20 protein-coding genes are annotated in these 20,967 nt (G+C 57.9%); 3 read left to right on the top strand and 17 right to left on the bottom strand.

Features of this window, described 5'->3' with window-relative positions:
- Nucleotides 1-63: 63 nt before the first annotated feature.
- The 5 genes from accD to pdxB form a co-directional block, all read right to left on the bottom strand.
- Nucleotides 64-969, bottom strand: a complete 906-nt coding sequence (gene accD, locus INF73_RS12565) for an acetyl-CoA carboxylase, carboxyltransferase subunit beta (protein ID WP_003861408.1) — start codon at nt 967-969, stop codon at nt 64-66.
- Nucleotides 970-1,123: 154 nt separating this feature from the next.
- Entirely contained in the window at nt 1,124-1,783 is a 660-nt protein-coding gene (locus INF73_RS12560; protein ID WP_008502599.1) for a DedA family protein, read from the bottom strand.
- Nucleotides 1,784-1,811: 28 nt separating this feature from the next.
- The gene (truA, locus tag INF73_RS12555; protein WP_045259682.1) at nt 1,812-2,624 is read right to left on the bottom strand and encodes a tRNA pseudouridine(38-40) synthase TruA; all 813 of its coding nucleotides are present in this window, start codon (nt 2,622-2,624) and stop codon (nt 1,812-1,814) included.
- Nucleotides 2,624-3,637 (bottom strand): aspartate-semialdehyde dehydrogenase, encoded by a 1,014-nt coding sequence (locus INF73_RS12550; RefSeq protein WP_028013962.1) that lies wholly within the window; start codon nt 3,635-3,637, stop codon nt 2,624-2,626. Before INF73_RS12550 ends, truA begins: the two co-directional genes overlap by 1 nt.
- 67 nt (nt 3,638-3,704) lie before the next feature.
- Nucleotides 3,705-4,841, bottom strand: coding sequence for a 4-phosphoerythronate dehydrogenase PdxB (pdxB, locus tag INF73_RS12545; RefSeq protein WP_193541789.1), 1,137 nt, complete (start codon nt 4,839-4,841; stop codon nt 3,705-3,707).
- 113 nt (nt 4,842-4,954) lie between these two features.
- Here pdxB and flk point away from each other — a divergent pair, with 113 nt between their 5' ends.
- Nucleotides 4,955-5,959 (top strand): flagella biosynthesis regulator Flk, encoded by a 1,005-nt coding sequence (gene flk / locus INF73_RS12540; protein ID WP_059357082.1) that lies wholly within the window; start codon nt 4,955-4,957, stop codon nt 5,957-5,959.
- A gap of 89 nt (nt 5,960-6,048) precedes the next feature.
- Here flk and INF73_RS12535 read toward each other — a convergent pair whose 3' ends face one another.
- Nucleotides 6,049-7,227, bottom strand: coding sequence for an MFS transporter (locus INF73_RS12535; RefSeq protein ID WP_059353894.1), 1,179 nt, complete (start codon nt 7,225-7,227; stop codon nt 6,049-6,051).
- A gap of 67 nt (nt 7,228-7,294) precedes the next feature.
- A complete protein-coding gene (gene fabB, locus INF73_RS12530) occupies nt 7,295-8,512 on the bottom strand; it encodes a beta-ketoacyl-ACP synthase I (protein ID WP_023336433.1) in 1,218 nt (405 codons plus the stop codon).
- Between the two features lie 158 nt (nt 8,513-8,670).
- Between fabB and mnmC the strand changes: the two genes are divergently transcribed.
- Complete coding sequence (mnmC, locus tag INF73_RS12525; RefSeq protein WP_193541791.1) at nt 8,671-10,668, top strand: bifunctional tRNA (5-methylaminomethyl-2-thiouridine)(34)-methyltransferase MnmD/FAD-dependent 5-carboxymethylaminomethyl-2-thiouridine(34) oxidoreductase MnmC; 1,998 nt, start codon at nt 8,671-8,673, stop codon at nt 10,666-10,668.
- A 53-nt stretch (nt 10,669-10,721) separates the two neighbouring features.
- Here the strand turns inward: mnmC and INF73_RS12520 are convergent, their stop codons facing one another.
- The 6 genes from INF73_RS12520 to prmB are packed head-to-tail and all read right to left on the bottom strand — an operon-like array spanning nt 10,722 to nt 15,270.
- On the bottom strand, nt 10,722-10,997 hold the full coding sequence (locus INF73_RS12520) for a YfcL family protein (protein WP_028013966.1): 276 nt from the start codon (nt 10,995-10,997) through the stop codon (nt 10,722-10,724).
- Nucleotides 10,998-11,010: 13 nt separating this feature from the next.
- Nucleotides 11,011-11,556: an elongation factor P hydroxylase gene (locus tag INF73_RS12515; protein ID WP_193541793.1), complete on the bottom strand. Its 546-nt coding sequence runs from the start codon at nt 11,554-11,556 to the stop codon at nt 11,011-11,013.
- The gene (locus tag INF73_RS12510) at nt 11,556-12,365 is read right to left on the bottom strand and encodes a sulfite exporter TauE/SafE family protein (RefSeq protein WP_126300730.1); all 810 of its coding nucleotides are present in this window, start codon (nt 12,363-12,365) and stop codon (nt 11,556-11,558) included. Before INF73_RS12510 ends, INF73_RS12515 begins: the two co-directional genes overlap by 1 nt.
- Complete coding sequence (gene mepA / locus INF73_RS12505; RefSeq protein ID WP_041908880.1) at nt 12,365-13,189, bottom strand: penicillin-insensitive murein endopeptidase; 825 nt, start codon at nt 13,187-13,189, stop codon at nt 12,365-12,367. Before mepA ends, INF73_RS12510 begins: the two co-directional genes overlap by 1 nt.
- Before the next feature lie 2 nt (nt 13,190-13,191).
- Nucleotides 13,192-14,277 carry a chorismate synthase gene (aroC, locus tag INF73_RS12500; RefSeq protein ID WP_028013970.1) on the bottom strand — a complete coding sequence of 362 codons (1,086 nt, stop codon included), beginning with the start codon at nt 14,275-14,277 and terminating at the stop codon, nt 13,192-13,194.
- A 60-nt stretch (nt 14,278-14,337) separates the two neighbouring features.
- Nucleotides 14,338-15,270, bottom strand: coding sequence for a 50S ribosomal protein L3 N(5)-glutamine methyltransferase (gene prmB, locus INF73_RS12495; RefSeq protein WP_023312578.1), 933 nt, complete (start codon nt 15,268-15,270; stop codon nt 14,338-14,340).
- A gap of 145 nt (nt 15,271-15,415) precedes the next feature.
- On the opposite strand from prmB, the gene smrB reads away from it, so the two are divergent.
- Nucleotides 15,416-15,967 carry an endonuclease SmrB gene (gene smrB, locus INF73_RS12490; protein WP_008502613.1) on the top strand — a complete coding sequence of 184 codons (552 nt, stop codon included), beginning with the start codon at nt 15,416-15,418 and terminating at the stop codon, nt 15,965-15,967.
- 46 nt (nt 15,968-16,013) lie between these two features.
- Here smrB and sixA read toward each other — a convergent pair whose 3' ends face one another.
- The 4 genes from sixA to INF73_RS12470 all read right to left on the bottom strand — a co-directional run bounded on the left by sixA (nt 16,014) and on the right by INF73_RS12470 (nt 20,697).
- The gene (gene sixA / locus INF73_RS12485; RefSeq protein WP_003861375.1) at nt 16,014-16,499 is read right to left on the bottom strand and encodes a phosphohistidine phosphatase SixA; all 486 of its coding nucleotides are present in this window, start codon (nt 16,497-16,499) and stop codon (nt 16,014-16,016) included.
- A 209-nt stretch (nt 16,500-16,708) separates the two neighbouring features.
- Nucleotides 16,709-18,856: a fatty acid oxidation complex subunit alpha FadJ gene (gene fadJ, locus INF73_RS12480; protein ID WP_193541795.1), complete on the bottom strand. Its 2,148-nt coding sequence runs from the start codon at nt 18,854-18,856 to the stop codon at nt 16,709-16,711.
- Nucleotides 18,856-20,166, bottom strand: coding sequence for an acetyl-CoA C-acyltransferase FadI (gene fadI / locus INF73_RS12475; RefSeq protein ID WP_041908875.1), 1,311 nt, complete (start codon nt 20,164-20,166; stop codon nt 18,856-18,858). The genes fadJ and fadI overlap by 1 nt, the downstream gene beginning before the upstream one ends.
- Nucleotides 20,167-20,412: 246 nt before the next feature.
- Nucleotides 20,413-20,697, bottom strand: a complete 285-nt coding sequence (locus tag INF73_RS12470) for a YfcZ/YiiS family protein (RefSeq protein WP_028013973.1) — start codon at nt 20,695-20,697, stop codon at nt 20,413-20,415.
- Between the last annotated feature and the right edge of the window lie 270 nt (nt 20,698-20,967).

The following is a 20,967-nucleotide window of genomic DNA, read 5'->3' as shown; positions in this document are numbered from 1 at the left end:
GGTTGTCATTAACAGGTTATAAAGCAAAAGGGCAGCGCCATCTGGCCCTGCCCTTTTCAGTTATCAGGCCTCGGGTTCCTGATCCGGTACCACCACGCCTTCGCGCGGCTCATCCGGGTTAGGCGCTGGCAGATTCATCAGCTTCGCCAGAATGCTGGCCAGTTTCAGGCGCATTTCCGGACGGCGGACGATCATATCGATAGCGCCTTTCTCAATGAGGAACTCACTGCGCTGGAAGCCCGGCGGCAGTTTTTCACGAACGGTCTGCTCGATGACGCGAGGACCGGCAAAGCCGATCAGCGCTTTTGGCTCAGCGATGTTCAGGTCACCCAGCATCGCGAAGCTTGCGGAGACGCCACCCATGGTTGGGTCGGTCAGTACCGAGATGTACGGCAGACCGCGCTCCTGCATTTTCGCCAGCGCCGCAGAGGTTTTCGCCATCTGCATCAGGGACATCAGCGCTTCCTGCATACGCGCACCACCGGAGGCGGAGAAGCAGATCAGCGGACAGTTGTCTTCCAGCGCCTGCTCAACGGCACGCACGAAACGCGCGCCGACCACGGAGCCCATTGAGCCGCCCATAAAGGAGAACTCAAACGCAGCGGCAACCACCGGCATCTCGTGCAGGGTGCCCTTCATGACGATCAGCGCGTCTTTCTCGCCGGTCTCTTTCTGTGCAGAGGCCAGACGATCTTTGTATTTTTTGGAATCGCGGAACTTCAGCACGTCTTTTGGCTCAAGCTCGCTGCCCAGTTCTACCAGAGAACCTTCGTCCAGCAGGCTATGCAGGCGGTTGCGCGCCGACATACGCATGTGGTGGTCACACTTCGGACACACCTCAAGATTGCGTTCCAGCTCTGCGCGATACAGAACCTGGCCGCAGCTATCACACTTCGTCCATACCCCTTCAGGAATGCTCGCTTTGCGCGTCGGGGTAATGTTGCTTTTAATTCGTTCAATCCAGCTCATTGATAACCTTTCTGCCTGAACCTGGTCGTATGCCAGTTTTGCTATAAGAGGCGAATAATGCCATTTTTGCCTCCAACAGACCATGAATGTTGCACATTAAAACATAACAGCCCGAAACTTTGGATAAAAAAGTGGTCGAACCGCCAGCGTGCATTTACTTCGCTTGCTTTGCTGCCGCGCGTTTGTGACGAATGATTTCGATAACACCCGGCAGAACGGAAAGCACAATAATCGCTACAATCAGTAACTTAAGGTTTTCCTGAACCACCGGCAAGTCGCCAAACAGATAGCCTGCATAGGTAAAGAGCAACACCCAAAGCAGTGCGCCCACCACGTTATACATTGCAAAATGACGATAGGACATATGGCCCATTCCCGCCACAAACGGCGCAAATGTGCGCACAATAGGCACAAAACGCGCAAGGATAATGGTTTTTCCGCCATGACGTTCATAGAAGGCATGGGTCTTGTCTAAATAGCTGCGGCGGAAAATTTTCGAGTCCGGATTACTGAACAACCGCTCACCGAACACTCGGCCAATCGTATAGTTGACCGCATCCCCGACAATCGCGGCAATCACCATCAACACCACCATCAGATGCACGTTCAAATCATTGGTGGGCAGCGCCGACAACGCACCGGCCACAAACAGCAGCGAGTCTCCCGGCAGGAACGGGGTAACGACCAGACCGGTTTCACAGAACAGAATCAGGAACAGAATGGCGTAAACCCAGACGCCGTACTGCGCGACCAGCTCCGCCAGGTGAACATCAATATGCAGAATGAAATCAATCAGAAAACGTATTACGTCCATATTGTCTAAGCCTTAATTGCACCTTTGTTTAGTCCGCTAAAAACAGCGGGCCCATTGGCGGTTTTGGCAGGTCAAACCGATCCGGATAGTCTACCGAGACCAGATAAAGCCCTTCCGCTTTCGCCGTTGCTGCCGCAAGCGTTCTGTCCTTCGCTGCCAGCAGTTCTGCAATCCAGCTCTCCGGCTGGTGTCCGGCGCCCACTTCCATCAGGCTGCCTACAATATTCCGCACCATATGATGTACAAAGGCATTGGCTTTGATATCCACCACCACATACGCGCCAAAACGACTGACGTTAATGTGCATGACGTTACGCCACGGCGTACGGGACTGACACTGCACCGCACGAAACGACGTAAAGTCATTTTCACCAATCAGACACTGCGCCGCACGATGCATACGTTCTGCATCGAGCGGTTCATAAAAATGCGTCACACCCTGGCTTAACACCGCCGGGCGCAGACGCTGGTTGTAGATGACATAGCGATAGCGACGCGCCGTTGCGCTGAAGCGCGCGTGAAAATCATCCGGCACAGCTTTCACCCAACGCACCGCGATGTCACCAGGTAAATTCGCATTTACACCCAGCGTCCAGGCGGCATCCTTACGCACGGCGGTGGTTTCAAAGTGAACCACCTGCCCCGTGCCATGAACACCCGCGTCCGTACGCCCCGCGCACAGGACGTTAATCGGCTCGTTTGCCACCTGAGAGAGCGCTTTCTCCAGCTTTTCCTGAACGCTGCGCACCTCATTCTGACGCTGCCAGCCATAATATTTACTGCCATCGTACTCAATACCGAGGGCAATTTTATGAACCGGCTTTTGATCCACTTCGGACATCAGTACAGATACTCCTGCACCAGCTTCTCGGCGATCTTGACCGCCATCAGCGCGCCGCCAAAGCGAACGTTATCGGCAACGGACCAGAACTGGACCTGCTCCGGCATACCGTAGTCGTTGCGCACGCAGCCAACGGAAAGATGCGCGCTGCCGGTGGCGTCGCCCACCTGGGTCGGGAACTCGCTCTCTTCGGAAAGGACGATATCTTCACCGCGGCCAAACGCGTCGCGCGCTTCCTCTGCCGCCAGCGGGCGCAGGGCTTCAAAACCGACCATCTGCGCGTGGCCGTAGAAGACCGGAGACTGTACGACACTGGCGGAAATCATCAGCCCCTCGTCCTGCAGAATCTTGCGCGCTTCGTCGACGAGACGACGCTCTTCGCGCACGGAACCTTCACGATCCGGCAGCAGCGGCAGCATGTTGAACGCCAGCTGGCGGCCAAAGAAATCATCTTCGTCGATCGGGATGCCATTCAGCAGCTTCGCACTCTGCCCGGCCAGCGCGTCAACGGCCTTTTTACCGTTCGCCGACGCGGACAGCAGGCTGGTGACGGTAATGCGCGACAGGCCTCCGTCGTCAATCAGCGGCTTCAGCGCGGTCAGCAGCTGGCTGGTCAGGCTGTTCGGTACCGCGATAACGTTACGGTTGCGGTAGTCAGCCAGCACAAACGGATTGACGTCCGGGACCACCAGCGGCACGTCCGGCTCCAGGGAGAACAGACCGCTCAGGTCGATCACCAGACAGCCCGAATTGGTCGCCTCTTCAATGTAAGACGCCGTGGCTTCAGCACCTGCGGCAAAAAACGCCAGCTGCGCCTGGGTCCAGTCAAACGCGGCCGCATCCTGAACCATCACGGATTTACCGCCAAAACGCAGATGTTCGCCCGCGCTGTCGGTGCGCGCCAGCGCATAGATATCTCCCACCGGGAACTGACGCTCGGCAAGAGTTTCGAGCAGGGCTTCGCCCACGGCACCCGTGGCACCTAAAATGGCAATGTTCCAGCCTTCAGACATGGTGGTTTACTCCAGAAATAAAAAAGCGTCCCTGTCGGCGTATCCGACAGGGAGCATTAAGAAGACATTAATGCGCCGGGTGATGAACGGCGTTAAAACCCAGTTTCTTGAGCAACGTCGCAGCCGCTGCGTCGTCGCACATCACATACAGGGAAGACCACTCGCGGCGCTCAACGTAGTTCTTGCGCAGCTTATCAAATTCACCCGGGATCCCCGCCACCTTACGCAGCAGCGCATCATCGCGGCGCACATCATACACCAAATGCACCAGCCTTTTCAGCGTTGCCTGATCGAGCGGGCCATGCAGGGTAATGCGGCCAAATTCAGGCACGGGGAGTAAAGTATCAAGCGCCACCTGCTGCGGATGGCCGATAAAGGCGCTGTAGGCTTCAAACACCTGCGTCGTGCCGCGCGCTTTGCCTTCAAGCGTATAGCCCGCGATATGCGCGGTGGCAACGTCAACCTTGTTCAGCAGCTCAACGTTGAGATCCGGCTCCGGCTCCCAGACGTCCAGCACCACGCTGAGATCGTGTCCTTCATTCAGACATTTCAGCAGCGCGGCATTATCCACCACCGGGCCACGGCAGGCATTAATCAGAATAGTGCCAGCCTTCAGACGGCGAATCAGCGCCTCGTCCGCCAGATGCAGGGACTTATACGGCCCTTCTTTAAACAGCGGCGTGTGGAACGTTAGCACATCGCACTGTTCAACCAGCTCATCCAGCGCGCGGAAATCCTCGTCGTCACCGTTGTCTTTACGCGGCGGATCGCACAGCAGCGTGCGGATACCTAACGCTTCAAGGCGCTTTTGCAGACGCCCGCCGACGTTACCCACGCCGACAATCCCCACGGTGCGGTCTTTCAGCGCAAAACCATCGCGCTCGGCCAGCATCAGCAGCGAGGAGAAAACGTATTCCACGACGGCAATGGCGTTACAGCCCGGCGCGGCGGAAAAACCGATTCCGGCCTGCTTCAGCCACTGATCATCCACATGATCGGTCCCTGCCGTTGCGGTTCCGACAAACTTAATCGCTTTACCGGCAAGCAACGCCTCATTTACTTTGGTCACCGAGCGCACCATCAGCGCGTCTGCGTCATCCAGTTCGTTAACCGGGATCGGGCGACCAGGGACAGCCTTAACGTCGCCGAGGCGGCTAAACAGCTCGCGGGCGTAAGGCATATTTTCATCAACGAGGATTTTCACGTCTGAGTACCTGTTTGAGAGGAAGAAAACCTGCCAAGTGTGCCATAATCTGGCCGCCAGGCATATACGTATGCCGGGTTTACGCTGAGTTTTGACTTTAAGGATTTTTGACGATGCAGCCCATTTCAGGTACGCCGCCACGCCCTCCGGGTGAAGGCCCTGTCACGCCAAACGTTGCCGGTGAACAGCCACTATCCACGCAACAGCGCACCGTGCTGGAGCGACTGATCACGCGCCTGATAGCGCTGACTTCGCAGCAAAACGCGGAAGTCTGGGCCGGGGTAAAGCATGATTTAGGCGTGAGGAACGACGCACCGCTGCAGTCGCGCCATTTCCCTGCCGCCGAGCAAAATCTCAACCAGCGTATTACGACCGCGCAGCAGAACCACACCACGCGTCAGATTGTCACGCAGTTGACCGAGCTGCTGGGCCAGGGAAATAACCGTCAGGCTGTCAGTGACTTTATCCGTCAGCAGTATGGCCAGACCGCCCTGAGCCAGCTGACGCCAGACCAGCTTAAAACCGTGCTGACGCTGCTGCAGAACAATCAGTTGTCTATTCCGCAGCCTCAGGTGCGCCCCTCAACCGAGCGCCCGCTGCAGCCTGCCGAGCACAACACGCTGAACCAGATGGTGACCAAACTGGCCGCCGCCACCGGCGAGTCGACGAAGCTTATCTGGCAATCCATGCTGGAACTGTCCGGCGTGAAGGCGGGCGAGCTGATCCCGGCCAAACAGTTTACCCATCTGGTGACCTGGCTCCAGGCGCGCCAGACGCTCAGCACCCAGAGCGCCCCTACCCTGCATACCGTTCAGGCGGCGCTTAAACAGCCGCTGGAACCGCACGAGTTCGAGGTGATTCGGGATTACGCCCAGCAGAACTGGCAGGCCACGCCGCAAACGGTACTGACCACCGCGCAGGTGCAGGATGTGCTGAATCAGATCTTTGTTCGCCGCGCCGAGCGGGAAGGCGGCGTGCCGGAGGTAAGAAACGTTCAGCCGATCTACAGCCCGCTGTTTGCGCCCGTTGCGGAGACGTTCAGAACGCTCTCTGCCCGCCCGGGATTAATGTTGATTGCATTATTGATTGCGCTGGCGATTTTCTGGCTGGTTGCCTGAGGATTTGCCCGGTGGCGCTACGCTTACCGGGCCTACAACGGCTCGAACCGTATGCCGGGTAAGGCGCAGCCGCCACCCGGCGACAACAGTTAATTTCTGCGAAACGCCACCAGCGTCACCACGATCCCCACCACCGCAGAAACCGCGCCGGCCAGGAAGACGGACGGGTAGCCAAACGAGGTGGCTAACAGACCCGCCAGCGGCCCGGTTACGCCGTATGAGATATCCTGAAACGCCGCATAGCCGCCCAGCGCCGTACCGCGGACCTGCGGCGCCACGCGCTTCACCACCTCAACGCCCAACGCCGGGAAGATCAGCGAGCAGCCGCAGCCGGTTAACGCCGCACCCAGCAGCGCAACGGAGGCGACTGGCGCCTGCCAGAGCAACACCAGCCCAACGGTTTCAATCACCAGCGACGCCACCGCCACCTTCACGCCGCCAAAGCGATCCGGCATCCAGCCGAACAGGACACGCATCACGACAAACGCGCCGCCAAAGGCCGTCAGCGTAAAGCCCGCCATTGCCCAGCCGCGGCTCATGAAATAGAGGGAGACGAAGGTACCAATCACCGCGAAGCCTACTCCCTGAAGCGCCAGCCCCAGCCCTGGCTGCCAGATTTGCCCCACCACGCTCCACAGCGAAGGACGTTCGCCTTTATGGGCGGGCACCTTGCGTACCGAACCGTTAAAAGCCCACGCCAGCAGCGGTAATACCATGGTGGTTGCTGCCAGTACCGCAAAACCAAACTGGCTGTGGATCAGCAAACCCAGCGGCGCGCCTGCAGCCAGTGCGCCATAAATCGCCATCCCGTTCCAGGACATCACTTTGCCGGAGCGCGCAGGCCCCACCAGCCCCATCCCCCAGGTCAGGGTGCCGGTCAGCAGCTGGCTTTCACCGAAGCCAAGGATTAAACGGCCCACCACCAGTAGCGCAAATTTATACGCGGCGTCGACCGGCAGGAGAGCGGCCAGCAGCCACGCGCCCCCCGCCAGACCGCAGGCAAACATGCCCTGCAGCGCCGAGCGTTTTGCACCGTGCTGATCGGCCAGCCGTCCTGCGTAGCCGCGGGTTAATACCGTGGCTAAAAACTGAATGCCCACAGCAATGCCGACCATAGTGTTGCCATAGCCGAGTTCCTGATGAACGAACAGCGGGATCACCGGCAGCGGCAGGCCAACGGTCATGTAGGTCAGGAATACCGCAAAGGCGATGCGGAAAAGAGAAAGGTTCCCGGAAGGAGTGCCCTTCTCGGGGGTAACAGCCTTCATGCATAACTCCGTGTTCAGGCATAAAAAAGGGAGCCTTCCGGCTCCCTTCTATTATACATTCAAACGCTTATGCTTTCAGCTTGCGCATAACCAGCGTGGCGTTGGTGCCGCCGAAGCCGAAGCTGTTGGACATGACGGTGGTCAGCGTCGCTTCCGTTGGTTTGGTCACGATGTTCAGGCCAGCGGCCTGCTCGTCCATCTCGTCGATGTTGATGCTTGGGGCGATAAAGCCGTTTTCCAGCATCAGCAGAGAGTAAATCGCTTCCTGTACGCCAGCCGCACCCAGAGAGTGACCGGTCATGGCTTTGGTCGCAGAGATTGCCGGGCTGTTGTCGCCGAAGACTTCACGGATCGCACCCAGCTCCTTCACGTCGCCTACCGGCGTGGAGGTACCGTGAGAGTTCAGATAGTCGATTGGGGTGTCAACGCCGTGCATCGCCATCTTCATGCAGCGCACCGCGCCTTCGCCGGATGGCGCAACCATGTCGGCGCCGTCGGACGTTGCGCCGTAGCCCACGATCTCAGCGTAGATGTGCGCGCCGCGCGCCAGCGCGTGCTCCAGCTCTTCAACCACAACCATACCGCCGCCGCCCGCGATGACGAAACCGTCACGGTGCGCGTCATAGGTACGGGAGGCTTTGTCTGGGGTTTCGTTGTACTTGGTGGACAGTGCGCCCATCGCGTCGAATTCACAGGCCATTTCCCAGCCCAGCTCTTCGCCGCCGCCAGCAAATACGATGTCCTGTTTGCCCAGCTGGATCTGCTCAACCGCGTTGCCGATACAGTGTGCGGAAGTCGCACACGCGGAGCTGATGGAGTAGTTCACACCGTGAATTTTGAACGGGGTCGCCAGGCATGCGGAAACCGCAGAACCCATAGCTTTCGTGACCACGTACGGACCTACCGCTTTCAGACCACGCGGGCTGCGCATGGCGTCAGCACCGAATACCTGCGCTTTAGAGGAACCGCCGGAACCGGCAATCAGGCCCACGCGCGGGTTGTTCTGATAAACCTCTTCGCTCAGGCCGGAATCTTTGATCGCTTCCTGCATGGAGAGATAAGCATAAATAGAGGCATCGTTCATGAAACGAACCACTTTACGGTCAATCAAACCGGTGGTGTCCAGTTTGACGTTACCCCATACGTGGCTACGCATACCTGAATCTTTAAACTCTTCAGAGAAAGTGATCCCGGAGCGTCCTTCACGCAGAGATGCCAGGACTTCCTGCTGGTTATTACCGATGCTGGAAACAATGCCCAGGCCAGTAATCACTGCACGTTTCATTCAATACCTCTGTAAGTCGCACTATAAAAAGTTTCGAGTCGCACAATAGCGTACACTTGTACGCCGAACAAGTCCGATCAGACATTTTCTGCGGAAATTTGCACCGATGGATTCACATCGTTAAGATCGTGCCACTGCCTGTCAGACGAGTAACTTACGTGAAACAAAACGCTATACAACCCGCCAACCTCGAATTCAACGCTGAGGGTACACCTGTTTCCCGAGATTTTGATGACGTCTACTTTTCTAATGATAACGGACTCGAAGAAACCCGCTATGTTTTCCTCGAGGGAAACCAGCTCAGCGCCCGCTTCCCTGCGCACCCGCGCAGTCTGTTCGTTGTTGCGGAAAGCGGATTCGGCACCGGGCTCAATTTTTTAACCCTCTGGCAGGCGTTTGACCAGTTTCACGCTGCGCACTCTGAGGCTACGCTACAAAGATTACATTTCATCAGTTTTGAAAAATTTCCGCTTACCGCGCACGATCTGCGGCTCGCCCACCAGCGCTGGCCGGAGCTTGCAGCCTGGGCGGAGCAGCTTCAGGCGCAGTGGCCGCCGCATATCGGCGGCTGCCACCGTCTGATTCTGGACGGCGGACGGGTGACGCTGGATTTATGGCTGGGCGACATTAACGACCTGACCGATACGCTCGACGACGCGATGAACCAGACGGTGGACGCGTGGTTCCTTGACGGCTTTGCGCCCGCCAAGAACCCGGACATGTGGAGCCAGCATCTGTTTAGCGCGATGGCCCGGCTGGCGCGTCCCGGCGCAACGCTCGCCACCTTTACCTCGGCGGGATTTGTTCGCCGCGGCCTGCAGGACGCGGGCTTTACCATGCAGAAGACCAAAGGCTTTGGCCGCAAGCGCGACATGCTGGTCGGCACGATGGAACGGACGCTGGACATTCCCGCTCGGGCTCCCTGGTTTGCGCGCAGCGCCAGCGCATCGCGCGAAGTGGCGATCGTTGGCGGAGGGATCGCCAGCGCCCTGCTCTCTCTCGCGCTGCTGCACCGGGGCTGGCAGGTGACACTCTACTGCGCTGACGAGGCACCAGCCAGCGGCGCGTCCGGCAACCGCCAGGGCGCGCTTTACCCGCTTTTAAGCGCGCACGACCCGGCCCTGTTCCAGTTTTTCCCCGCGGCCTTTACCTTCGCCCGTCGCCTGTACGACGCGCTGCCTGTGGCATTCGACCACGACTGGTGTGGCGTGACGCAGCTCGGCTGGGATGAAAAGAGCCAGCAAAAAATCGCCCAGATGCTGTCTCTGGGTCTGCCGGAGGAGATTGCCCGCGCGGTCAGTGCGCAAGAGGTGGCAGACACCGCGGGCGTGGAAACCGGCTGTGGCGGCATTCAATATCCGCTCGGCGGCTGGCTGTGCCCGGCTGAACTGACCGCGGCGGCGATTAGCCTGGCGCAGTCACGCGGGCTGAGGGTGCATTATGCTCATAAGGTTGAATCGCTTAGCCGGTCAGAACGGTGGACTCTGCATTTTGCTAATGGCAAAGCGGCACACCATGCCAGCGTTGTGCTGGCAAACGGACATAACATCAGCCAGTTTATCCAGACCGAGACGTTGCCGGTTTATCCGGTCGGCGGCCAGGTAAGCCATATCCCGACCGCGCCCGAACTGAGCAAGCTGCGCCAGGTGCTGTGCTATGACGGCTACCTGACGCCACAAAATCCGTCTAACGGATATCACTGCATCGGCGCCAGCTACCATCGTGGCGAAGCGGATATGCGCTACAGCGAAGCGGATCAGCAGCAAAACCGCCAGCGCCTGATTGACTGCTTCCCGGACGCGGCGTGGGCGAAAGAGGTTGACGTGAGCGAGGGCGAAGCGCGCTGCGGCGTGCGCTGCGCGACCCGCGATCACCTGCCGATGGCGGGAAACGTGCCGGACTACGACACGACGCTTGAGGCCTATCAGGATCTGGCAGAAAACAAGGAAACGGCGCTAAGTGCCCCGGTTTATCCGGAACTGTTTATGCTGGGCGGATTAGGATCGCGAGGATTGTGCTCCGCGCCGCTGCTGGCAGAAACGTTAGCCGCGCAAATGAGTAATGAGCCTGTTCCGCTGGACAGAACCACGCTTGCGGGGCTGAACCCGAATCGACTGTGGGTACGGAAACTGCTGAAGGGGAAAATGGTTAAGTAGGGTGCGGTCGAATCCCCTCTCCCCAAAGGGGAGAGAGAAGAGAGGGCAGCGGCTTAGCGTTTAGCCTGCTGGAATAAATTGTCCCACATCCCCAGCACCAGAGACTGGTCGCGCGGAGAGAGCTCCCCGGCCAGAATGGCTTTTTCCAGGCTGCGCGTGACTTCAGCGTGAACGGCGTCGGCAGAGTGATCGTCACCTGCTTCCAGCTCGGCTACCGCCAGCGTCAGGTGACCGCGCAGATAACCGCTGGCGAACAGCTCATCATCACTGGCGTGTTCCACCATGTCATCAATTAACGCCAGAATGCGTGATTCAAATTCTGCGATCATCTTCTTTCCTCTGTTAAAGATCTTCCGGCCAAGGGAAGCATTCCGCCGTGATCTCCGGCGTGTGGTAATAATTCTGTAAAGCCCCGATCAGGCGCGCCGGACGTTCCGGGATGCCTTTCTCAAGATACTCCATCACCTGCGCATGCACGCGGCGCTGGAAGACGATACGGTCTGGCTCGAAGTCGCCTTCAAGGTTGTCACAGCTCACGTTGAACGGGAAACCCGCCGCCACGCAGAACAGCCACTCCAGCGCCTGCGGTTTCACCTCTACATCTTCGAACTGCCCCTGGGTGGCGGCGTCGCGCCCGTCCGGACAGTACCAGTAACCGAAGTCGACCAGCTCGCGACGCGCTTTCCCCGCGATGCACCAGTGCGAAATCTCGTGCAAACCGCTGGCGTAAAAGCCGTGGGCAAAGACGATGCGGTTGTACGGAACCTCTGCATCAGCAGGAAGATAGATCGGTTCGTCGTCGCCTTTAATCAGACGGGTATTAAAATCATCAGCAAAACAGCTATCGAAGATCTCAATCAGCTGTTCGTATTTATGCGTACTGTTCATTAGTTCATCCCCAACCAGGTGAGGATCTCCTGTCCATGGCTGTCATAAAGAAGTTTGGCGCTCATCACCGCCGAGACGACAACGATCATCGGGCGGATCAGCTTTTGCCCTTTGCTTAATACCAGACGCGAGCCTGCGCGCGCGCCCAAAAATTGCCCTGCCATCATCACAAACCCGGTTGCCCAGATAACCTTGCCGCCAATGATAAACAGCAGCAGGCCGCCGACGTTCGAGGTCGCATTCAGCACCTTAGCGTGGGCGGTGGATTTGGCGAGGTTAAAGCCGGCCAGCGTCACGAACGCCAGCGCGTAAAACGAGCCTGCCCCCGGGCCAAAGAAGCCGTCGTAAAAGCCGACGCAGCCACCGGCAATCAGCGCAAACGGCAGGCCGTGCAGCCGCCGCGCCCGGTCTTCCTCGCCGAGCTTAGGCATCAGCAGGAAATAGAGACCGATGCAGATAACCAGAACCGGCAGGATCTGGCGCAAAATATCCGACTGCACGTGCTGCACCAGCAGCGCGCCCGACGTTGAGCCGATAAAGGTCATCAGGATATTGAGCTTTTGATCGGCCAGGCTCACAACCTTGCGGCGGATAAAATAGAGCGACGCCGAAAGCGAGCCGCCGCAGGCCTGCAGCTTATTAGTGGCGAGCGCCTGCGCCGGGCTCATGCCCGCCGCCAGCAGCGCGGGCACGGTTAACAGCCCGCCGCCGCCCGCAAGGGCATCGATAAAACCGGCCAGCATGGCCACAAAGAACAGCACCACCAGCAGCAGCGGTGACACCATAAACAGATCGACGAAATTATCCATTAAAGTACATGCTCATCCAGTAGCGCCTGGCAGGAAGGCGGCAACGGAGGCGGTGTCTTCTTCTCAGGCTTAGAGGTTCCAGGTTTTGCCGGCTCAAACCAGCTTTGCAGTTCGTAACCACAGCCATCGCCTGGCGGCGGTAGCGGCTGATCTTCACATTCCAGGCTGTTCGCCGGGCAGCGCAGACGAACGTGCATATGCGCACGATGCTGGAACCACGGGCGCACTTTGCGCAGCCAGTCGCGATCCGTCCCCGCATCCAGGCAAAGCTGCTGCTTGATCGCCGGGTTGACGAAAATCCGCGTGACGTCGTTATCTTTCGCCGCCAGCTTGATCAGGCTCGAAATATCTCGTGACCACAGTGATGGCACCACGCTTTTGCCGTCGCGCGACACCAGATCCAGCGCCTGCGGCTTCAGCAGCTGCGCAGACGTCCAGCGCGTTTTCGGCAGCTGCAGGAAGATGTCGACATCCAGTCCGGTCTGGTGGCTGGCGTGCCCGCCGTTAAAGCGGCCACCGGCAGGCATCCCCATATCGCCAATCAGCATCGTCCCCAGCCCCAGGTTATGCACCTGGTTCCCCAGTCGCTGAATGAACAGCACCAGATCAGGGTGGCCGAAGTAACGACGCTGGTCGGTACGCATCACCTGATAGGTATCTGATTGCAGCGGCAGCTCCTGCGCGCCCACGATACAGCCGTTAGAGAAGGCACCGATGGACTGCGCGCTTCCCGCCACCGGATGGGTGATTTTTTGCCACGGCGTGGCGGCCAGACTGGCTCCACTGGCCAGCAGCGCCAGCAGAGCAATTGCGGTTTTTTTCATGTTTACCAGCGTGGAATGGTGGTCGTCACGTCCGCGTTCTGCGCGCGCTGGCGCAGGAAGTGATCCATCAGCACGATCGCCAGCATCGCTTCCGCGATCGGCACCGCGCGGATCCCCACGCACGGATCGTGACGACCTTTGGTGATCATCTCAACTTCTTCGCCTGAGCGGTTAATCGTGTGGCCCGGCACGGTGATGCTTGAGGTCGGCTTCAGCGCGATGTTGGCAATAATCTGCTGTCCACTGCTGATACCGCCGAGAATGCCGCCCGCATGGTTGCTCTGGAAGCCCGCTTTCGTGATTTCGTCGCGGTTCTGGCTGCCGCGAAGCGCCACCACGTCGAAGCCGTCGCCAATCTCGACGCCCTTCACCGCGTTGATGCTCATCAGCGCGTGGGCGATATCGGCGTCGAGACGGTCAAATACCGGCTCGCCCCAGCCAGCCGGGACGCCATCTGCCACCACGGTGACTTTCGCGCCAATGGAGTCGCCCTCTTTTTTCAGGCCGCGCATCAGTTCGTCCAGCGCGTCAAGCTTATCGGCATCGGCGCAGAAGAACGGGTTTTGTTCGACCTGATCCCAGTCCTTGATCGCCAGCGGAATGTCGCCCATCTGGGTCAGACAGCCGCGAATGACGATGCCAAATTTCTGCTGCAAATACTTTTTTGCAATAGCGCCAGCGGCCACGCGCATCGCGGTTTCACGCGCGGAAGAGCGTCCGCCGCCGCGATAGTCGCGAAAGCCGTACTTTTGCTCGTAGGTGTAGTCGGCATGGCCTGGGCGGAACACGTCCTTGATAGCACCGTAGTCCTGAGAGCGCTGATCGGTGTTTTCAATCAGCAGACCAATGCTGGTGCCGGTGGTGCGGCCTTCAAAAACGCCGGAGAGAATTTTGACCTGGTCCGGCTCGCGACGCTGCGTGGTGTAGCGAGAGGTGCCCGGACGACGGCGGTCAAGGTCGTGCTGTAAATCTGCTTCGGTCAGTTCGATGCCTGGCGGTACGCCATCAACGATACAGCCCAGCGCCAGCCCGTGCGACTCGCCAAAGGTGGTCACGCGGAATAACTGTCCAATACTGTTTCCTGCCATCACGGCTCCGATGTTGTTGTTTGTGTTTGAGCGTTGTGAAACGGGCCGAAGCCCGCTGGATTAATCTTTATAGATGCTGAAATGCTCGCGCGCGTCGAGCAGCTGCGCTTTGGTCAGCATAAAGACGCCGTCACCGCCGTTGTCGAACTCAAGCCAGGTGAACGGCACATCCGGGTACTGCTCTATCAGATGTACCATGCTGTTGCCCACTTCACAAATCAGAACGCCGTCGTCGGTCAGATAATCCGGCGCGCAGGCCAGAATGCGGCGGGTCAACTTCAGGCCGTCCGAGCCCGACGCCAGGCCCAGCTCCGGCTCGTGACGGTATTCGTTCGGCAGATCGGACATGTCTTCTGCATCGACGTACGGCGGGTTAGTGACGATCAGATCGTATTGCAGCGTCGGCAGGTCGCGGAACAGGTCAGAGCGGATTGGCGTGACGTGATGGATCAGGCCGTGCTCTTCAATGTTGTGTTCGGTCACGGCCAGCGCGTCGGTGGAGATATCGACGGCGTCCACTTCCGCTTCAGGGAAAGCGTAGGCGCAGGCAATAGCGATGCAGCCGCTGCCGGTGCACATATCGAGAATGTGCTGCGGCTGATGGTTAATCAGGCCTTCAAAGTGGTTGTTGATTAGCTCACCAATCGGCGAGCGCGGTACCAGCACGCGTTCATCGACGTAAAACTCGTGGCCGCAGAACCAGGCTTTGTTGGTCAGGTAAGCCACCGGAATGCGCTCGTTTACGCGACGGATCACGCGCTCAACGATGCGATGTTTTTCGCTGGAGGTCAGGCGCGCGGTGCGCATGTCTTCCGGAATGTCCAGCGGCAGGTAAAGAGACGGCAGCACCAGCTGAACGGCCTCGTCCCACGGGTTATCGGTACCGTGACCGTACCAGATATTAGCGGCGCTGAAGCGGCTAACCGACCAGCGCAACATGTCCTGTATGGTATGCAGCTCGTTTACTGCTTCATCGACAAATATTTTATCCACTCTTTCCTCCAGGGCATGCTCGCATAATTTTCGGCGGCTAGTTTGCCATGAAGACGGCGATAAATCAGCAATGACGCGTACCGCTTGAGGTTAAAAAATGCGTTTAGTCGGGTACACTATCGGAAATACGAGATGAGAATGACGAATGAAAAAGAAAACATCGCTCAGCGAGGAGGATCAGGCTCTCTTCCGCCAGCTGATGACCGGGACGCGTAAAATCGCGCAGGACACGATTGTCCACCGACCGCAGCGTAAAAAAATCAGCGAAGTTCCGGTCAAACGGCTGCTCCAGGAGCAGGCGGATAACAGCCACTATTTTTCAGATGAATTTCAGCCGCTGCTCAATACGCAAGGGGCTGTGAAGTACGTGCGCGAAGACGTCAGCCATTTTGAGCTGAAAAAGTTACGACGCGGAGATTATTCGCCGGAGCTGTTTCTCGATCTGCACGGCTTAACGCAGATGCAGGCGAAACAGGAGCTGGGGGCGTTGATTGCCGCCTGTCGCCGCGAACACGTTTTTTGCGCCTGCGTGATGCACGGCCACGGTAAGCACATTCTGAAGCAACAGACGCCGCTGTGGCTGGCTCAGCACCCGCACGTGATGGCGTTTCATCAGGCACCGAAAGAGTACGGCGGCGATGCCGCATTGCTGGTGTTGATTGAAGTTGAGGAGTGGCAGCCGCCAGAGTTGCCCTGACAGAAGGGCGGGAAACACGTAGTACCCCGCCCTGTCACACGTCACGTCAGATGGCTTTTGCCATCTTCAGGTTGCACGGGCTCATTTGCCAGTTGAAGACCCCTTTGCCGGTTTCGTCGAGAGTGACGTTGGCAATGGCGGAAGTGGTGAACATTGGCGGCGTTTCGCCCGGGCACAGCTCAGATACCAGATAGCCGACCAGCGGCAGGTGGGAAATGACCAGTGCGGAAGCGACACCTTCATTGCACAGCGCCTGAAGGTAAGCGCTGACAAGACCGACATCGCCGCATGGCGTCAGCTCAGGGAGAACGTCCACGCTGGATGGCAGGTTCATACACTCCCCTACCACGTCCAGCGTCTGTTCTGCACGCAGGAACGGACTCACCAGAACGCGTTCAATGTCCACTTTTTGACCTTTAAGCCACGTCGCCATTTGACGGGATTCGTCACAGCCACAGACGGTTAAAGGACGTACTGAGTCACTGGCGGCATCGAGTGCCGCGTCGCCGTGACGCATGATAAAAACTTGCATATTGCACCGCTTTTGTTAACCAGAATCACCGGCGTTAACTACCCGCGATTAATGCTCTGAGGTAGAAAACCCGATGGCCGGGCATTGTGCCTGATCCATTCGGTGAATGAAACGCTGTTTTTTACCTCAATGGCGTAAGTATAGTCAATCTCTGTTTACAAAATCGCCAGAACAGGTTCATTCACCTCAGGATTTACCCTTCTTTGACTTCAGTTTACGAAATCAGTTTCCCTTGCTGGCCAGAATGTCTGGCCCCGCTCCGCCATCTGCAATAATTCGTCACACGGTGTAAACCGCGGACCGTATTGCGAGGCCAGACGTTGCAAAATGACAACCACTTCACCCGCACCGAGCGTATCCATGTAACGGAACGGGCCGCCAAGGAACGGCGGGAAACCAATACCAAATACCGCGCCGATGTCGCCATCGCGTGCGCTCTTGATCACCTGTTCACCAAAGCAGCGCGCCGCTTCATTGAGCATCATCATCACGCAACGTTCTGCGCACTGAACGGCAGACAGTCTTCCCTGACCGGTGGCCGAAATAAGCCCATAAACCGAAGGGTCGACCTGTTTCTTGCTTTTACGCCCTTTCGCGCCGTAAAGATAGAAACCGCGTTCATTTTTTCTGCCTTTGCGATCGTCCTTCAAAATTGCAGAAACAATGTTTGCAGGCGGGGTAAAACGATCGCCATAAGCCGCTTCCAGCACAGGTATAATTTTAGTGCCGGTGTCTATTCCCACCTCATCCAAAAGTTGGATTGGACCGACGGGGAAGCCAAACTTTACGAGCGCCTCGTCGACGTGTTCGATTTTCTCCCCTTCCGTCAGCAGCCGCATCGCTTCGTTGATATAGGGTGCCAGAATACGGTTGACGTAGAAGCCAGCCTTGTCCGCGACCACAATCGGGGTTTTACCCTGTTTTTTCGCCAGCTTCACCACGGTGGCGATGGTCTGCGGGCTGGTCGTGGCGTGCGGGATCACCTCCACCAGCGGCATTTTTTCGACCGGACTGAAAAAGTGCAGACCAATGACCTGCTCCGGACGAGCAGCTTTCGCCGCGATATCGCCAATCGGTAAAGACGAGGTGTTTGAGGCAAAAATAGTGTGCGGCGCGCAGTGCTGCTCTACGTCGGCCACCATCTGCTGCTTAAGCGCCAGGTCTTCAAATACGGCTTCAATCACCAGGTCCCGGTGCGCAAAACCGCTGTAATCCGTCGTGCCGGAGATCGTCGCCAGGGTTTTATCACGTTCGCTTGCCTTGATATGGCGGCGTTTGACCTTCCGATCAAGGTTCTGCCAGCTGTACTGCAGCGCGTGGTTGATGCCCTTTGCGCTGATGTCTTTGATACGCACGGGCAATTTGCCTTTGCTGGCGGTAACAAACGCGATTCCGCCGCCCATCAGCCCACCGCCCAGCACGCCAACGGCGCGCAGCGGCGCAGGCTCTGCCTCGCTGCCCGGATCTTTTTTCACCTCAGTACTGGCGAAGAAGATGCTGCGCAGCGCCTGCGACTGCGGCGTCATCGCCAGTTCACCAAAGGCTTTGGCCTCAGCGGCATAGCCGCTGCTGCTGCCCTGCGACAACCCGGTTTCCATCACTTCCAGAATGCGCTTTGCCGCCGGGTAGTTGCCTTTGGTTTTTTGCTCGGTTTTTTTGCCTACCATGTTGAACAGCAGCGCGCGCCCCAGTGGCCCTGCCAGCACGCGCTCGCGTACGGGGAGAGGACGTTTTGCCTGACGTCCCTTCAGCGCCAGCTCAACGGCAGCGTCCAGTAGAATGGTGTGCGGAACGACGTCGTCAACCAACCCCACTTTCAGTGCCTGACGGGGGCGTAGCTGCTTGCCGGTTAAGATCATCTCCAGGGCGGTGCTAACCCCAACCAGACGCGGCAGACGCTGTGTTCCACCCGATCCCGGCAGCAGGCCTAACTGCACTTCTGGCAACCCTAAAACGGTTTTCGGATCGTCAGTGCAGATACGGCTGTGACAGGCCAGCGCCAGCTCCAGCCCGCCGCCCAGGCAGGCACCGTGGATTGCGGCAATAACCGGAATCGGCAGAGCGTTGATTTCAGCCATCACCTGCTGTCCCTGACGCGCCAGATCTTCAGCTTCCTGCGCGCTTTTCGCTCGGGCGATCATGTTGATATCGGCCCCGGCAATAAAGTTATCCGGCTTAGCCGAGATAAAGACCAGACCACGAATCGCTTTATTTTCGCGGATCTGCTTGAGCATGGCGCGAACCTGAGTGCCGAATTCAGCCTTCAGGGTATTCATCTTTTCATCAGGCACATCAATAGTGATAACCGCGACGTTATCGAGGCGAACCGTCAGATTAAATGCAGATGGCATATCCATTATTCAGCCTCCAGAACCATTGCTGCCCCAAGGCCGCCCGCCGCGCAGGCGGTGACGAGACCAAACCCGCCGCCGCGGCGACGGAGTTCGTGTAGTGTCTGGGTGATCATTCGCGCACCCGTGGCCGCAAACGGATGGCCGTAGGCGATCGACCCACCCAGCACGTTGAATTTGCTCTGATCCACTTCGCCGGTGGCATGGGCGCGGCCCAGCACGTCGCGTGCAAAACGCTCGCTTGCCAGCAGCTGCACGTTTGCCAGGGTTTGCGCGGCAAAGGCTTCGTGCATATCAATCAGGGTTAAATCCGCCAGGGTTAGCCCCGCGCGATCCAGCGCCAGCGGCGTGGACCACGCCGGACCTAACAGCATGTCCTGCCAGACATCAATGGCGGTAAAGGCATAGCTGCGCAAATAGCCCAGCGGCGTGATGCCCAGCTCTTTTGCACGCGACTCCGTCATCAGGATCACCGCAGCAGCACCATCGGTCAGCGGCGTACTGTTGGCCGCCGTCACGGTGCCGTGCTTGCGGTCAAACGCCGGGCGCAGTTTGGCGTAATCCGCCAGCGTCGAGGTGCCACGAATATTGTTGTCTTCAGTAAGAGGCTCTCGATAGGGAGGCGTGTAGGCGGTCATGACCTCGTCGGTGAGTTTGCCCTCCGACCAGGCTTTCGCTGCCAGCTGATGCGAGCGATGCGCCAGCGCATCCTGCTGCTCGCGGGTGATGCCGTAGGTTTTGGCCATCTGCTCGGCGGTATCGCCCATTCGCAGGCCAGTCGAGTATTCCGCGACGGCAGGTGGCACGGGCATGAGATCGCGCAGGCGTAAACGCGAGAAGAGTTTGAGCTTCGCACCGGTGGTCCGGGCTTTATTGGCATCCACCAGAATGCGGGCCAGCTTTTTACTGACGCCAATCGGCAGTACGGAGGAAGAATCGGCGCCACCTGCGATCCCGGCGCGAATGGTGCCCGCCATCAGACTTTCCGCCACGTTTGCTACCGCCTGGAAGCTGGTCGCGCACGCGCGGCTAACGCTGTAGGCATCGGTATGAACGTTCATGCCGGTACCGAGAACAATCTCACGCGCAATGTTAGGGGCTTCAGGCATCTGCACCACCTGGCCGAAGACCAGCTGTTCGATGACCTCAGGCGGAATTTCGCTGCGAGCCAGCATCTCCCCCACTACCATTTTCCCCAGATCGACAGCCGGTATACCGTGAAACGCCGTCGCCTGACGTGCAAACGGCGTACGCAGACCGCTGACAATGGCAATGCGGTCACCTTGTCGGGTGATTAGCGGTAATGCCTGACTCATAACCTTCCCCTGTGAAAAATTTTACATGACTATAAAGTGGTCTGACCTGATAACAGTCTTAACCATTTTTTTACATTCAGCCAATCGGGGAAGCTTAAAAATGCGAGGTAAAACACAGAGAAGAAAAAGAAAATGCCCCTGCATGGCAGAGGCAATTGTGCGGTTTGTTGCCGGGTGGCGACGGTGCCTTACCCGGCCTACACGATCCCAGGCCCGTGCAAGCGAAGCGCCGCCGGGCAAAAAGGATTAACGCAGACCGAGCTGGAAAATCAGCGTTTCAGCTTCGCAGGCAAACACAAAATCGATATCCAGCTTCACGCCGCCGTCCACTTCTGTGAAGGTAGATTTGATTTCACACGGATCGGACTCCACATCACGCGCGCGCTTGCTCAGCGCGGCCAGCGTTTCTTCGGCTTCGGCGCGGTTGGTGAACACACGGCTGTAAGACGCGGTGCAATCGGTGTTGTCCATGATGGTGCCAACATCCATACAGCAGCAAACCGGGGTTTCATCAGCACTGCATTTACTCATAGCTCAATTTCCTCTGTATTCGCGCAGCGCGCGAGATAAACACGATGCTGATATTTTACGCCCCAGCGCTGGCTCTCTCCAGCCGTTAATGGCGCAAAATCGGATAAGTGACCGATATCACACTAAAAAATGATCTAAAACAAAAACCACCCTTTTGGGTGAGCCGCGATGGTCACAATTTTGCCAACCAGATCTCGTTTCAAGAAACATGTTTGAAAATATTAATAAACAAACTTGCAACATTCAGGCTGGTCGGACCTATACTCTGGC

The organism is Enterobacter cloacae complex sp. P6RS (assembly GCF_014982245.1).
Classification (GTDB): Bacteria; Pseudomonadota; Gammaproteobacteria; order Enterobacterales; family Enterobacteriaceae; genus Enterobacter; species Enterobacter bugandensis.
This window is presented reverse-complemented; position numbering and strand designations above follow the sequence as displayed.